Below are 14,937 nucleotides of genomic sequence, written 5' to 3'. Positions count from 1 at the left end.
TTCTCGCGAGATGCGCTGCATCGCGCTCGAAAAGCGCCTCGATCTACACGAAATCCATCGAAAACCCGCTCTTCCATGCCGAATGTCAACACACCCTAGGCACCAGAAGCCAAAGGAGAAAAATTTAGCATCTCCTGTAACCCCTTCCGGCGACGTCCCGTAGGGGGAAGTGTGTCTTCCGATGAGTGGTTCAGGGGGCGCCGGGATCTCACGCGCATCAAGAGATCTCGGCGCCTTTCTGTGTTTGTAAGATTCGAAACCACACGCTACGGGTCAACTGGAGTTCACCTGAAGGCTCTGTCGGTGTACTCGACCACATCATTCCGACTGATGACGCGCCACTGTGGGGCACTGAGCCGGCCCTGTTCCGATTTCTTGAATGTCGCCCGGAGAAAGAGCTCTTTTCCGGAGGCATCCGCGGCGCCCTCGAAGCTGAAGGCGCCCCAGTGCACGATCCAGAGAGCGGAATCGGGAGCGAGAGCAAATCCACGACTCACCTCTTCGACGAGGTAGGCGATATCGTTCACCGTGGTGGGCCCGGAGTTATCCGCCAGTTCTCGGATGACGATCACGCTCTGCCGATCAAGGTCGGGCGCGGGTTCAAAGATGCGGATATGGCAGCGGCCGGCGCGAGCATAGCCCTGCCATGAAAAAAGCGAATCCGTGCGCACCTGGGCGGCGGCGGGATGCAGGCCGGCGACGAATGTCGCGAGCACACACAAGATGAGGCCAAAGCGATGCATGCGTTTCGTCCGGTGGGATAAAGGCAACGTTCTCTATCCTATTAGACGTAAGCGCATGCCCTTGCGTACCCTGCGGTTAGCAAGTTGTTGGCACGCAGGCTTTTTAAGGACGTTCGTTGGGGGAAGCCGTGACGAGGGTCGAGGGGTCCTTCAGGGGTTCGTCTGGCGGCAGGCCGGCGCGCATCTTGGCTTCGCGGACGAGTGAGCGAACGTTTTCCAGCAACTTCGGAGCATCGTAGACAATGCCGTCTTTAATCGTGTACTTGACGCCGCCTACCCGTTCCGGCTGCTGCGTGGCGTCGTTGAGCTTGATGGCGCCGGTACCGTAGAGCACTTTGAGGTTTTCGAGCGGGTTGGCATCGACGACGACGAAGTCAGCCTTCTTGCCCAGTTGAATGCTGCCCACCTCGTTCGCGACTCCGAGTGCTTCGGCGCCTTTGAGGGTGGCTGACCAGATGACTTCAAGCGGATGGAAGCCGGCTTCCTGGAGGAGTTCGAGCTCGCGGATGTAATCGAACCCGTAGAGTTTGTAGATATACCCGGAGTCGCTGCCCGTGGCCACGCGACCGCCACGGTTCTTGAATTCGTTGATGAACGTCATCCAGAGACGATAATTGGCTTTCCACTCGATCTCGTCCTGCGTCGTCCAGTAAAACCAGTACGAGCCGTGCGCGCGGCGGTTGGGGGAATAAAAATCCCAGAGGGAGGGCAGTGTATAAGCCGTGTGCCACTCGGCCCGCATGGCGCGCATGAGGTCTCGGCTGGCCTCATAGATGGTGAAGGTAGGGACGATGGTGAAATTGAGCGCGACGAGTGAATCCATGACGGTATTCCACTGGTCGGAATACGGCGGGGCGGCTTGTTTCCAGAGCCGGCCGGCCTCGGCGAAGCGATGTTGCTCGTCATTGTAGTTGTAGGTGGCCGGGTAATCCTGGACGCGGCGGTCGGTGAAGAGCGCTTCCGGGAGTCCGTACCAGTGCTCCATGGTGGTCAATCCCCAGGAGGCGCTGGTGAGTGCGTTCGCGCGCGCCACGTGGCGCTGCGCATGGTGCATCGCGGTTCCGAGGTTTAACCGCCTGGCCTCACGCAGCGCGGCCTCAAGAATGGCGGGATCCGCCCCGAAGAATTTGATGCCGTTCGCGCCTTTGTCTGCGATGAAGCGCACCCACTCGCGCGCGTCGTCGGCCGAGGCGATCGAGCGATCCCATCCGCTTCCGAAGCCGGCGTAGGCGTGGATGCGTGGGGCCGCGATCTCATTATTCGCACTCCGGGCGCGCTGCGCGATGGTCCAATCGATACCGTTGCCACTGCCGGGGTCTCGGATGGTGGTGATGCCATGGCCCAGCCAGAGTTTGAAGACATACTCGGCCGGCGTGCCCTGTTCGACGCCGCCGATGTGACCATGCATATCCACGAATCCTGGCAGAATATACATCCCCGTCAGATCGATCTCCCGGTCGCCGGCAGCAGGCCGGCCGGCCTCGAGGATCGGCACGCCTGGATACCCCACATTATGGATGCCGGTGATCCGGTCGCCCTCGACGACGATATCCACGGGGCCTACTGCCGGCGAACCGGTGCCGTCGATCATCGTGGCGCCGCGAAGAACGAGTCGGTCGAACGGGCCCTCCCCCTCGGCGCGGGGCGGGGCATCCGGGACGTGGCGGGATTCCTGACTGTAGGAGGTGGCGGGCAGTAGAGCCATAGTGGCGGCGATGAGCAGCCGGAAAAGTGCGGGGGGAAACAAGACCATGACTCAGCAGCGTCGGTAATATGGGCAGTGTGGGGGAGAGGATGGCCGAAAGGTAGGGCACGCCGAGCACAATTACGCCGGCCCGGCGGGTGTGTTATGATCGCCGTAAGCCGGGGTTAGGGTCCAGCGGGACGTCTTCGTATAGGTCCTTTAGTGAGATCGCATGGCCGAGGATGGGGATCGTGTCGCGCTCCGGGTCGGGCAACAGGAGCGTCCATTGATCGGCCGGGCCCTTTTGATACACCTCGACGGAACGCGTCATCTGGCTGATCAGGACATATTCGCGGAGCGACTCGATGGCGCGATACAACCGAAACTTCTCGCCTCGATCGTACGCCTCGGTGGACGGGGACAGGATTTCGATGAGGACCGTGGGATTCAGGAGCGTGTCGAACTGGTCGTCGAGCAGACGCGTCTCGTCGCATACGATCCCAAGATCGGGATAGGTATACAGCGTATTTGACGGAATATGGACTCTGAGGTCGCTGGCAAAAACAGAACATCCAGAGCATTGGAGCGCTTTTCTGAGTGCAAAAAGGGTATTGCTGGCCAGTGTGACATGCAGCCAGCTGGCTCCGGACATGGCGAAGGTCTCGCCCAGGTAGAATTCGCTCTTGAAAGCCGCCTGGCGCTCGTGTTCGAGATAGGCTTCCTGGGAGATCATGGTTCGATGTATGGGATGTACAGGCATCGGGGTCGATTCTGAGTGGGTGATGCCTTTATAGACGTGTCAGGCATGCGAGACATACCCTCGACGCGTCGACAGGGCCGGCATGCCGGAACTCGAATCGATTCTGATCATCCCAATGATACGCCAGACACTGCCAGACCCGCCAGACGCATGACGTTTCCCATCTACCTCGACTACAACGCCACGACCCCGGTCGATCCCCGCGTATTGGAGCGGATGCTGCCCTTTTTTACCCGGCACTACGGCAATGCCTCGAGTAAGGGGCACGCCTTCGGGTGGGCGGCGGCCGAGGGGGTGAAGCAGGCGCGGGAGGAGGTAGCCGCGGCTATGGGCGCGGATCCTTCCGAGATTGTCTTTACGGGAGGCGCGACGGAGTCGATCAATCTGGCGATCAAAGGCATTGCCGCGGCGTATCGGTCGAAGGGCCGGCATATCGTGACGGTCCAGACCGAGCATTCGGCGGTGCTGGAAGCGTGCAAGGCGCTGGAACAGGACGGCTGGTCGATCACCCGGTTATCGGTGGGGGCCGACGGTCTGGTGCGGCTGGAGGACATCGAAGCCGCGATCACGGAGGAGACCGTACTGGTGTCGGTAATGTGGGCGAACAATGAAACGGGCGTACTGCAACCCATAACGGCTATAGGTGAAGTCGTGCATCGACGAGGGGCGCTTTTTTTGACCGATGCCACGCAGGCGTTTGGCAAAATCCCCATCTCGGTCGATGTGGTCGATGTGATGGCATGTACCGCGCACAAACTGTACGGTCCGAAGGGTGTGGGAGCGTTGTACATACGACGCCGGCAGCCGCGGGTGCGCGTGGTGCCTCAGATCGACGGCGGTGGGCAGGAAGACGGGTTGCGTGCGGGGACACTCAATACCCCTGGAATCGTAGGATTTGGCTCGGCCGCGGCGGTTGCCATGGCGGGGATGGAGGCCGAGGCGGCACGCCTGGGGGCATTGCGCGATGTGTTGGAGAGCCGGCTGGTGGAGGTTTTGCCCGGCGTGCGCGTAAACGGCGCCGGCGCTCCCCGATTGGCGCATGTATCCAATTTGACGTTCCCGGGGGTTCGTTCGGCGAATCTCGTGGCGGAACTGCGCGATCTGGCCCTATCCACCGGCAGCGCGTGTTCGAGTGGAACGGGAAATCCGAGCCACGTCTTAAAGGCTATGGGGTTGAGCGACGAGGCCGCTTATGCGACGCTGCGCATCAGTCTGGGGCGTTTTACGACGCCCGAAGAGGTCGAGCATGCCGCCTCTCGCATGATCTCTGTCGTGTCTCGCCTGCAGAAACCGTCGCATGTGACGATATAGTAAGTACGTTCACGGAATTCCTGTCGTCATTCCGTGAACGGTATCAGGTAACAGGTTCCAGGTTCTTTATAAGCCATGAACCTGCTTGCTGGAACCGTTCATTGTTGATTCCAGGCGAGGTCTTCGTCCAACCATGGAAGCTTTGAAGTATCGGCGCGTCGTCGTCAAGTTGGGCACCAGTGTGCTCACGGGCGGGACGAAGCGGCTCGATCGCGCGCATATGATCGAGCTGGTGCGCCAGTGCGTAGCGCTGCATCGCGAGGGACGCGATGTGATCATCGTGTCGTCCGGGGCTATTGCCGCCGGCCGCGAGAAGTTGAATTATCCGAGTCTGACCGAGACGATGCCGGTACGGCAGATGCTCGCCGCGGTGGGGCAGAGCCGGCTGATGTTGCGTTGGGAGGATCTCTTCGAGATCTACGGCATCCACGTGGGCCAGCTGTTGTTGACGCGGGCGGATATTCAGCACCGCGAGCGGTTCATGAATGCGCGGGACACCCTGGGTGAGTTGCTCAAGCATCGCATCATTCCGATCATCAACGAGAATGACGCCGTAGCGACGGCCGAGATCAAGGTGGGCGACAACGACAATCTGTCGGCCCTCGTGGCGCTGGTCGCTGGCGCCGATCTGCTGATGCTGCTCACCGATCAGGCGGGGCTTTATACCGCGGATCCGCGCAGCGATCCGGATGCCCAGCTCATTCCCGAAGTGCATACGATCGATGAGGCGGTGCGCAAGCTCGCCGGCGGGAGCGTAAGCGGCCTCGGGGTCGGTGGGATGTCGACGAAGCTCCAGGCGGCGGACATTGCGCGGCGGGCAGGCGCGGACGTCGTGATCGCGGCGGGACGGGCGCCGGATGTGATTACGCGTATCGCGCACGGGTATGCTGTGGGCACCCGGTTTCCGGCGATGCACGACGCCCACGAGCAGCGCAAAGGCTGGATTTTCGCCGCGCCGGCGCCCATCGGGAGTCTGGTGGTGGATGAAACCACGGCGCGCGCCCTGGCCGAGACGAGCGACAGCCTATTGGCGGAGAGTATTCTGGATGTCGAGGGCTCGTTTGCCCGCGGCGACGCGGTGTTTATTCTGGATGGGAGTCGGCGAGAGCTGGCACGCGGCATCGTTCGGTATGGGAGCGATGACCTCTCGGCGATCAAGGGGTGTCAGGCCGAGCATATCCAGCGTCAGCTTGGCTTTGCCAACGGGCCGGCAGTCCATCGCGATGACATGATTCTTGTTTGATTGACCCACGAATTCATGGAAGTAACGACCGATCTGATCCACACCGGCACGCTTGCCCGCGACGCGAGTCACGTCCTGACCGTTCTCTCCACGGCCCAGAAGGATGCCGCGTTGCTGGCGATTGCCGATGCGCTTGAGGCTCGCACGGCGCGGGTGCTGGCGGCGAATGCGATCGACATTGAAGCCGGCCGGGCGAAAGGGCTGAGCGCGGCGCTGCTCGATCGGCTATTGCTGAACGAGGCGCGGATCGCCGCGCTGGCTGCAGATACTCGAAAGGTGGCCGGCTTGCCGGACCCCGTGGGTTCGGACATCGAGAGCCGGCTGTTGCCCAACGGGTTGCGCGTGACGAAGCGGCGGATACCGCTTGGTGTGATCGGGGTGATCTACGAGGCGCGGCCCAATGTCACGATCGATATCGCGACCCTATGCCTCAAAACCGGCAACGCGGCGATTTTAAGGGGCGGGACGGAGACCATCCACAGCAATAGTGCGCTGGCGCAGGTGATCCAGGAGGCGCTGGCTGGGACGGCCGTGCCGGCGACGGCCGTGCAGTACATCGACAATCCTGATCGCGAACTGGTCGGGCAGCTGCTGCGGCTGGATCAGTTTGTAGATGTGATCATTCCGCGCGGCGGAGCGAGCCTGCATCGTCGGTGTAAAGAGCAGAGCACCATCCCCGTGATTACAGGCGGCGTTGGCATCTGCCATGTGTTTGTCGACGAAAGCGCCGACCTTCAACAGGCAGTCGACATCGTCGAAAACGGCAAGACCCACCGGCCGAGTGTATGTAATTCGCTCGACACGGTGCTGGTGTATCGGCCGGTCGCCGAGGCGTTTCTGCCGAAAATGGCCGAGCGTCTGAAGCGACATGGCGTCGAGCTACGCGCCACGGCGGATGCGCTGGCGATGCTTCAGCAGGCCGGCCACGAGGCGCGTCTGGCCGGGCCGGAGGACTTCGATACCGAGTGGATGTCGCTCGTACTGGGCGTCAAGATCGTGGATTCGATGGACGAGGCGATCGCCCATATTCGCCGGCACAGCATGGACCACTCGGACGCAATCGTCACGCGTGATTTCGCCAACGCGAACCGGTTCGTCAACGCCGTCAACTCATCGGCCGTGTTCGTAAACGCGAGCACCCGGTTCAACGATGGCGGGCAGTTCGGGTTGGGCGCGGAAGTGGCCGTGAGCACCCAGAAGTTACATGCACGCGGGCCGATGGGGTTGGCGGAATTGACCACGTACAAGTGGATCGGGGTTGGGGACGGGCATGTGAGGAAATAGGTTGCAGGTTGTCAGGCCTGTCCTGAGGGAAGGCGGCGCTAGCCGACTGACTCGAAGGATTGCAGGTTACGGGCGGTGGGTTGTTTCTTGCGGCGGTTTCGCGTATCTCTCGCACACCTACCAGTCGGCAACCTGCTTCTCCGTTCGTTATGCCAGAGCCACAGCCACGCCACATGACACCTGAGGAATTCCGGGCCCACGGGTATGCCGTCATTGATTGGATTGCGGATTACCAGGCGCGGGTGGCGTCGTTTCCCGTGTTATCGCAGGTGAAACCGGGGGAGATCCGCGCGGGATTGCCGGATGCGGCGCCGGAGGCCGGCGAGCCGTTCGAGCGGTTGCTGGCGGACCTCGACGAAAAAATCCTCCCGGGGATCACGCACTGGCAATCGCCTCACTTCTACGCCTATTTCCCCGCGAACGCGTCCGGGCCGGCGATCCTGGGAGATTTGCTGTCTTCCGGTCTTGGAGTGCAGGGGATGTTGTGGGCGACGAGCCCGGCCTGTACCGAGCTCGAGACCCTTGTGATGGACTGGTTGGTGGAGTTGCTGGGGTTACCGGCGGCCTTTTTGTCGACCAATGCCGGTGGAGGTGTCATCCAGGACACGGCATCGAGCGCCGTGTTGAGCGCGATGCTGGCGGGCCGAGAACAGGCGACCGGTTTTGCGACAAACGAACGGGGGTGTGATGGCAAGTTGACCGTATATACCTCGCGCCACGCCCATTCTTCGATCGAGAAGGCGGCTAAGATCGCCGGCATCGGGCGGGCGCAGGTCCGGTTGATCGAGGTGGACGGCACGTTTGCGATGCGGCCGGATGTGCTGGAGGCACAGATCGCGGAGGACCGGGCGGCCGGCTTTACGCCCTGTTTCGTGGCGGCGTCGGTGGGCACCACTTCCAGCACCGCGATCGATCCGGTACCAGCGATAGGTGCGATTTGCCGTCGCGAGGGCATCTGGTTCCATGTTGATGCCGCGATGGCCGGCACGGCGGCCCTGTGCCCCGAGTTTCGGTGGATACATGTCGGCCTGGAGCTGGCGGACAGTTACTGCTTTAATCCCCACAAGTGGATGCTTACGAACTTCGACTGTTCGGCCTTTTTTGTGCGGGATCGGAGCGCCCTGATCGACACCTTCTCAATCTTACCCGAGTATTTGCGCAACCAGGCGTCGGCAACGGGGCAGGTGATTGATTATCGCGACTGGCACATCCAGCTGGGCCGGCGTTTTAGGGCCCTGAAGTTGTGGTTTGTGCTGCGTTATTACGGCACCGAGGGGCTGCGCGCGTACGTGCGTGGGCACGTGGACGCCGCCCGGGCGTTTGCCGGGTGGGTCGAGGCGGACGACGCCTTCGAGCTGGCGGCGCCGGCGCCCCTCAATCTGGTTTGTTTTCGCCTTAAGGGTGGGGACACGCTGAATCAGCGCTTGCTCGAAGCGTTGAATGCGAGCGGCAAGATCTACCTGACCCATACCCGGCTGGACAGGAAGTACACGTTGCGGTTGTGCGTCGGCCAGACGCACACCACGATCGATCATGTGGAGACGGCGTGGCGTCTGATTCGGGAAACGGCCGGCGGCCTGTGAATCTTGTCCCGATCCGGATCGAAGCCGGGGGTTCGGCATTGTTATTGATGGATTTTGGAGGCTTCCAGATGCGAGGCAAGGCGCCGGGCGCCTGTGCGGCGAACAAGATGCTTCGTGCAAGGTTTGTACGCCGTATTTATGTTGATCCAGAAACCGTGACGACAGGTAAGAGGAACGCCAGCGAAGCGCCCGGGCGTAGCGAAGCTGATCTCATGATTGAGCCGACGCATTGATCGGCCTGGCCCGTCCCACAAGCAGTTTATTGGTTGAACGCGAAAGGCGATTTTTGAGGTACCTATTGATGAGAAATACTGTCCTGTTTACGACGTTGATCGTAGCCCTGCTGATTGTTGGCGCGGGGTGCGATGTATTCGGTGGAAGTGAAGACGCCGGCGTAGTGACGCTCAATGGCCTTGTCGTTGATGCCGTTACAAGCGAGCCGGTCGTTGGAGCGTTTCTCCAGATCCAGCCGCAGAACCTGCTATCGGAGACCGACGCCTCCGGGCGGTTCAGTGTCGAAGTCGAGATCGATAGCACGATGAACGTGTCGATCCTGGCCACGAAGAGCGGGTATTCCAACACAACGACGAGCGTGCTGGCGGTTGCCAACCGGACGATCGATGTCGCCACGATACGGATGTCGCCCACGTCGTCGGGCACCGATCAGGGCGGGCGCGTCTCCGGTCGGGGATCCAATATATTGCTGTTGTCACAAACGACCGATGTAATCGGCGTACGTGAGAGCGGTTCTGAGGAAGTGGCGGAGGTAGTGTTCCAGATGACGGACTCGTTGGGCCGGCCCATCAACCTGGATAATGCGGCCACGATCAACTTTTCATTTGGCGTGGACCCCGGGGGTGGCGCATTCATCTTCCCCGAGTCTGGCGTTACGAACAACGATGGCGTTGTCCGCACCAATGTGTCCAGCGGTACGATTGCCGGCGTGATTCAGCTGGTCGCCACGGCCAGCATCGGCGGCCGCACGATCCGTTCGTTGCCGGTCAACCTGACGGTGCACGGCGGGTTGCCGGACGACGATCATTTCTCGATCGGCATGACGCTGAACGAAGCCTGCTGGGCGATCATCAACTTCCAGTCCCGCGTGGTCGGGGTCGTGGGCGATCAATACGGCAACCCGGTGAGGCCAGGCACCTCGGTGTACTTCACGACGACAGGCGGCGTCATCCAGGGCTCGGCGCAGACGGATGCGCTTGGCGTGGTGGGTGTGACCAAGGTGTCTGGCGCACCCCTGCCTGATCATGCGACGTTTGGCCCGGGCTACGGGACGGTAACGGCAACGACGGCCGACCGGAACCAGCAGCAGATCTCGGATGATGCGGTGTTCCTCTGCTCGGGAGCGGCCAATATCTTCGTCCCGCCGTCCCAGGGAGCGCTTGTCATCAGTCGCGCCTATCAGTTCTTTGTGTACGACGTAAATCAGAATCCGCTGGCGGCCGGCACAACGATCACCGTCCGCGCCAGCGGGGAAAATGTGGCCACCTTTGGCAACACGGACGTCACCTTGAGCGACGTACTCTTCGGCGGATCGGGCATTACCGAGTTCTCGTTCGGTATCCAGAATGGCGGGCAGGTGGACGATATGGGGAATCTGCTGCCGGAGAAGATCGAGGCCGTGACCATCAAGGTGACGGGTCCGAACGGAAATGCGGAGCGAGTCATCCTGGCCAACGGGGCGGTGCTCAAGCGGGACGAGTTCGGGAAGTTGGTGCCGGCAGAGTAAACACTCCGCTCAAATTGAAAGAGGGAGATGAGGCCTGGCTTCATCTCCCTCTTTTTTTGCCTGCCCTTTTTCTGACCTTTTTCTTTCGGACTTTGGCTTGGAGCGTCTCGAAGGCGCCATCACCATCCGATTGTGCCGCTGCGTTTCCCCTCCATGCTCTGCTCGATACGGATAAGACGCCATGTTCCACCTTCGTTTCGCCATATCGTACGGAAGGCAAACCCGCCGGCTCGCAGTCGTTTGCCGTCTGCAATGAGCTCGCCCTGGCCGCGGTATGTGACGATGGCATTGCCACTGGGGTCTAGCACAAATTCCGGCAGGGTCATTTCCGCCCGGTCCGAAGGAATCGGGAAACGTCCTTGCTCCACGGCTTGCAGGAAGGGGGCAGGCCCGAGGACATCACCGCCGGCGACGGCCTGAAACGACTCCTGTTCGCTGATGAGCGGGCGGAGCCCGCTGGCATTCTGGGTCATGAGCGCCTGGATAAACCGGCCGGAGGCGTTCAGCACGGCCTCCCGCGTATCCGTTTCGGAGCGGGTACCGATGAGGATAGGGTTGGTGTTGCAGGAATACGTCTGTCCGCAACCGGAGGCCAGGAGCAGGAACAGGGCTATCATCGAAAACGGGCGCATATTACCATCCCATCTTGCCGGTCCGTGGCTTTCCTCCCCCGAATGCTCCTGACTCGGCCGCGCCTTCCGCGTCGCTTGCGACCGCCGGCGCCTGGTCTTCAGGCACGTCGCGTGTTCCCTCTGACATATGCACCTGGAGGAGACGCCAGACACGGTCCGGCCCTTTTTGCCAGGCCGACGAGATCGAGACAATTTCGAGGGTAACTATCCCGCGTCGCGCGGGGGAGCGTGAGACGACAGTGTTGGGGAACTCGAGCAGCAACGAGTTCTCCGAGAGGACGAGCACGCCGTGGCAATCGGTCGATCCCGGCCAATCGATTGCGCTGAGGTACCGCCGCATGGTGTCCAGCATGAGGGCGTTCATCTCGGCGGACTGGCCGTTGATGGTCACCCGGAGGTAGGGTTGGAGCAAGGCCGGCAGGTTCGTGTTTTCACCTTCCACGGGTGGACTGCTGCTGGTCTGGCCGGCATAAAAGGTCTCGACGCCCCGGAATTTCGAGCAAAAATCCCGCTTCACGCCTTCGATCTGGTAGGGCAGCAGCGTGCCGTCGGCGGCGGTGCCACTGAAGAGCGTGGTCAATCGATTGGTGTCACACCCTTCCGTGCTGCATCCGGCCAGCAGAATGCCGGCGAGCATCCACAGATATCCTGTTGAGGTTCGATTCATGAAGCGCCTTCTCACGTCGTTGTGCCTTGTACTAACTAATTTACTTTAGATTCGTTCGCTTTTCTATTGCGCGGCAATCACATCGGGGAGGAAATCTCTCCTATAAGGCCGTTCAGTTGTCGTTACTGCCGTTTGAATGTGCGGGTGGATGGGCCTGGGGACCCACCGATTCTTCAATGAGTTCGAGGATGCGCCGGTACTCATCCGTCCAGCTGGCCGGCTCCGTAAATCCGTGGTTTTCTACCGGGTAGACGGCCATTTCCCACCCCGTTTTTCCCAGCTCGATGAGGCGTTGCGCGAGGCGTACGACATCCTGAAAATGGACGTTGGTATCCACCATGCCGTGGGCGATGAGGAGGGGGTCCGCGAGGCCCTCGGCGAAGTAGATGGGTGAGGAGCGGGCGTACGCCAGGGAGTCGGTAGCCGGCGTATTCAGGATGTTGGCGGTATAGGGGTGGTTGTAGTGGGCCCAATCCGTGACGCTTCGCAGGGCGGCGCCGCCCCCGAAGTGTTCGGGTTCCGTGAACAGGGCCATGAGTGTGATGAAGCCCCCGTACGATCCGCCGTAGATGAACACCCGTTCGGGATCGATGCCATGGGCGGATTGGGCGTAGCGGGAGGCGTCAACGAAGTCTTGCAGGTCGCGCCCGCCCATATGGCGGTAAATGGCCGTACGCCAGTTGCGTCCGTAGCCGGCGGAGCCCCGGTAATCGACATCTAGTACCAGATAGCCGTGGTCGGCGAGCAGATTGTGGAACATGTATTCGCGCTGGTAGCTGCTCCACCAGCGGTGTACGTTCTGGAGGTAGCCGGCGCCGTGGACAAACAGCACGGCGCCGCCGTTGGGTTGTTCGGGGCGATAGATGCGGGCGGGGACGCGGGCGCCATCGGAAGCGTCGATGTGAATGATCTCGGGGTCGCGCCAGGGGTAGACCTTCCAGGCTTCGGTGGTGGACCGGGTGATGGGGCGTGCGTCGGCGCCCGGGGTCGTGAGGTAGATTTCCGGCGGTTTGTTGCTGTAGGAATGCCGGATGGCGAGGGTGCGTTCGTCGGGCGCGAGAGCGACCTCGTTGTTTCCGGGTATCGTCGTGAGCCGGGTTCGCGTACCGCCGCCGGCAGGCATCGTATAGAAGTGGCGCTCGAAGGGGGTGCCTTCGCTGGAGGTGAAGAACCAGGTGGTCCCATCGCGCGACAGCATCGGGTTGAAGACCTCGAATGTGCCGGCGGTGAGGGCTTCAATGGTTCCTGTTTCGACATCGACGGTGTACAGGTGGCTATACCCGGTGCGTTCGGACTGGAAAAAGAGGTGTCGATTGTCGGTGAGCCAGCCGTGGGTCTGGATGCCGGGGCCGGCGATCCAGGCGTCATCCGTCTGTCGATCGAGCACGGAAAGCATGCCGGTTTCCGGGTGAAGGCGAGCGATCCAGCGGTCTTTATTGTCTGAAGCGCGGATCTCCATGACCGCGTACCGGCCATCCCCGCTCCAGGTCGCCCAGGAGGGGTACAGGCTGCGCTTCGCAGCGGCGGAGTCGAGCGCGGCCCCTTCGGCGCGTCGGTATGCCGGCAGGTCGTAGGCGCCGGGTAGTTGGTGCAGATCGACCCGGTAGGTGGTGTCGCGCGTGAGATCCTGGACGTAGAACGCTCCGGGCAGAGTTGTCTCGCCGACCTTTGATCGGGCGGAGAGCTCCTCGGCATGTCCGGATTCCGTTACGAAGTTCATCACGGATGTTCGGGGCGGTGCGTCGGATTCCCAGAGGCTAAAGGTGACGAAGCGCTCCGTGGGATCGATCTGCAGATCCCGCACACTTTGATTGCCTGTGTAGAAGACCGGAGGGTAACGGCGCGCCGCTTCTTCACGTCGGCGTGCGGCCTCGCGGGCTTCGCGTTCGGCCGCATCTTCACGAATGTAGGCGAAGAGGGCCTGTTGCTGCTCCGTCAGGAAGTCGTCTTCAGACGCGTTCTTTGGCGGCTCCGAGCCGGGGCGGAGATCCGTGAGCTGTGTCTGCGCGCCGGTAGCGAGCGTCAGCCGGTACAGGTTGTCGTTTTCGGCGAACCGGATGGCGAGGCCATCGGGAGTGAGCCGGGGCTCGGACTCGACGCTGCGGGTCTGCGTGAGCCGATGCGTGGTCGTTGCCGCGCGATCGTAGAGGTACAGATCGCCTCCGTCGGCATAGACGATGCGATTCCAGGTGGCATCGTAGCGGTGTTCGCCGTGGTGCCAGCCCGAGAAGCGGGGGGGCAGCGTACGGCGCCGTTCCGGCGAGGCCTGGGCGAATTCCTGCTGGCCGCGGTGGAGCACAAAGAGCGAGTCCGCCGGCAACGAGCCCATGGGATTCCACATCACAAAGAGATCCTCGCCATCTACCGTCCAGAATGGCTGGCCGGGGGAAGCGCCCACCCATGTGTCCTGATCCTGCATGATCATGGGGATCGAAAGCGAAGGAGTCGACCCGGTAGGCGACGATGCGGTTGACTGTGTGATTGACTGTGCGAGGGCGTTCGTACTCAGCATGGCGCACGAAATCGCGAGGAGGATGCGAGCGATCATGTCTATAGGTTCGTAATCGGATGGGCGCAGGGCGAATATACGACAGCTGGCCGGCGTCTACCCCGTTGGCCCCGCTGCGTCCTTGATCCTGGTTCGGGCGAATAATGTGACAAACTTGTATGCGATGGAGCTGGAAGCGCTCCCATTTTCGGGGGGTGGATTGATTGCTTCCGAAGCGCGCCGTTATCTTGGCCCCGCACACGTTTTTCTGGCATACCGTTGCTGGCCCAGGCACGAAGCCGGCGTCGATACCGATACGTTTCTCATTGGTGTTGACGCTGGCGGTCGGTATTTCCCCTCGGGGATTTCTTCCAGAATAAACGATTCCCGACGCCCGTATTCTCTCCAGGATACGGGCGTTTTTTTGGTTTTACCATCCTGACGCCGGGGCAAAATCATACGCTGACCGTGCACCCGTTATGCCTTGTATTTACATGTTTTTATCTGTTACCGTCTTGTAGAATGTGCTTGCCGGCCCGTTTCGGAAGCGCTCCCGGCCCGGCAAGGCATTGCCATTGGAAGAAGTACCCGTCTATATTCGGCGCACCAAGAGATTTCACCCCTACTCATCCCTGATAAACGCATGTTCGTCTCGAACGCTCAGACCGCCGCCAATGGAATGTGTTGTTGTTGTATGGCGACGCAGCACATGGCTCCTGCGCGCAGGGCTCTAGCGCAACGGGCGTGGCGTTTTCTGGGATGATATCGAATCCGATTCGATAGCTGTCTACGACGCTCACG

At 61.3% G+C, this 14,937-nt stretch carries 12 protein-coding genes; 6 read left to right on the top strand and 6 right to left on the bottom strand.

Annotation, left to right across the window (positions count from 1 at the left end):
• Positions 1–284: 284 nt before the first annotated feature.
• The 3 genes from SH809_02705 to SH809_02695 form a co-directional block, all read right to left on the bottom strand.
• A complete protein-coding gene (locus SH809_02705; protein ID MDZ4698594.1) occupies positions 285–743 on the bottom strand; it encodes a hypothetical protein in 459 nt (152 codons plus the stop codon).
• 103 nt (positions 744–846) lie between these two features.
• Positions 847–2,448: an amidohydrolase family protein gene (locus SH809_02700; protein ID MDZ4698593.1), complete on the bottom strand. Its 1,602-nt coding sequence runs from the start codon at positions 2,446–2,448 to the stop codon at positions 847–849.
• A 142-nt stretch (positions 2,449–2,590) separates the two neighbouring features.
• Positions 2,591–3,160, bottom strand: coding sequence for a Uma2 family endonuclease (locus SH809_02695; protein ID MDZ4698592.1), 570 nt, complete (start codon positions 3,158–3,160; stop codon positions 2,591–2,593).
• Positions 3,161–3,337: 177 nt separating this feature from the next.
• On the opposite strand from SH809_02695, the gene SH809_02690 reads away from it, so the two are divergent.
• The 6 genes from SH809_02690 (at position 3,338) to SH809_02665 (ending at position 10,349) form a co-directional block, all read left to right on the top strand.
• Positions 3,338–4,498 carry a cysteine desulfurase family protein gene (locus tag SH809_02690; protein ID MDZ4698591.1) on the top strand — a complete coding sequence of 387 codons (1,161 nt, stop codon included), beginning with the start codon at positions 3,338–3,340 and terminating at the stop codon, positions 4,496–4,498.
• 133 nt (positions 4,499–4,631) lie between these two features.
• A complete protein-coding gene (gene proB, locus SH809_02685) occupies positions 4,632–5,741 on the top strand; it encodes a glutamate 5-kinase (protein ID MDZ4698590.1) in 1,110 nt (369 codons plus the stop codon).
• Between the two features lie 15 nt (positions 5,742–5,756).
• Positions 5,757–7,025, top strand: coding sequence for a glutamate-5-semialdehyde dehydrogenase (locus SH809_02680; protein MDZ4698589.1), 1,269 nt, complete (start codon positions 5,757–5,759; stop codon positions 7,023–7,025).
• A gap of 173 nt (positions 7,026–7,198) precedes the next feature.
• Positions 7,199–8,608: an aminotransferase class V-fold PLP-dependent enzyme gene (locus SH809_02675; GenBank protein ID MDZ4698588.1), complete on the top strand. Its 1,410-nt coding sequence runs from the start codon at positions 7,199–7,201 to the stop codon at positions 8,606–8,608.
• A complete protein-coding gene (locus SH809_02670) occupies positions 8,605–8,841 on the top strand; it encodes a hypothetical protein (GenBank protein MDZ4698587.1) in 237 nt (78 codons plus the stop codon). The genes SH809_02675 and SH809_02670 overlap by 4 nt, the downstream gene beginning before the upstream one ends.
• A 68-nt stretch (positions 8,842–8,909) precedes the next feature.
• Entirely contained in the window at positions 8,910–10,349 is a 1,440-nt protein-coding gene (locus SH809_02665; GenBank protein ID MDZ4698586.1) for a hypothetical protein, read from the top strand.
• Between the two features lie 119 nt (positions 10,350–10,468).
• On the opposite strand, the gene SH809_02660 is transcribed toward SH809_02665, so the two are convergent.
• The 3 genes from SH809_02660 to SH809_02650 form a co-directional block, all read right to left on the bottom strand.
• The gene (locus SH809_02660; protein MDZ4698585.1) at positions 10,469–10,966 is read right to left on the bottom strand and encodes a nuclear transport factor 2 family protein; all 498 of its coding nucleotides are present in this window, start codon (positions 10,964–10,966) and stop codon (positions 10,469–10,471) included.
• 16 nt (positions 10,967–10,982) lie between these two features.
• A complete protein-coding gene (locus SH809_02655) occupies positions 10,983–11,648 on the bottom strand; it encodes a hypothetical protein (GenBank protein MDZ4698584.1) in 666 nt (221 codons plus the stop codon).
• 112 nt (positions 11,649–11,760) lie between these two features.
• Entirely contained in the window at positions 11,761–14,073 is a 2,313-nt protein-coding gene (locus tag SH809_02650; protein MDZ4698583.1) for a prolyl oligopeptidase family serine peptidase, read from the bottom strand.
• Positions 14,074–14,937: the final 864 nt, after the last annotated feature.

This window comes from Rhodothermales bacterium (assembly GCA_034439735.1).
Classification (GTDB): Bacteria; Bacteroidota; Rhodothermia; order Rhodothermales; family JAHQVL01; genus JAWKNW01.
The sequence above is the reverse complement of the archived record's forward strand: the minus strand, read 5'-3'. Positions and strand labels throughout refer to the sequence as shown.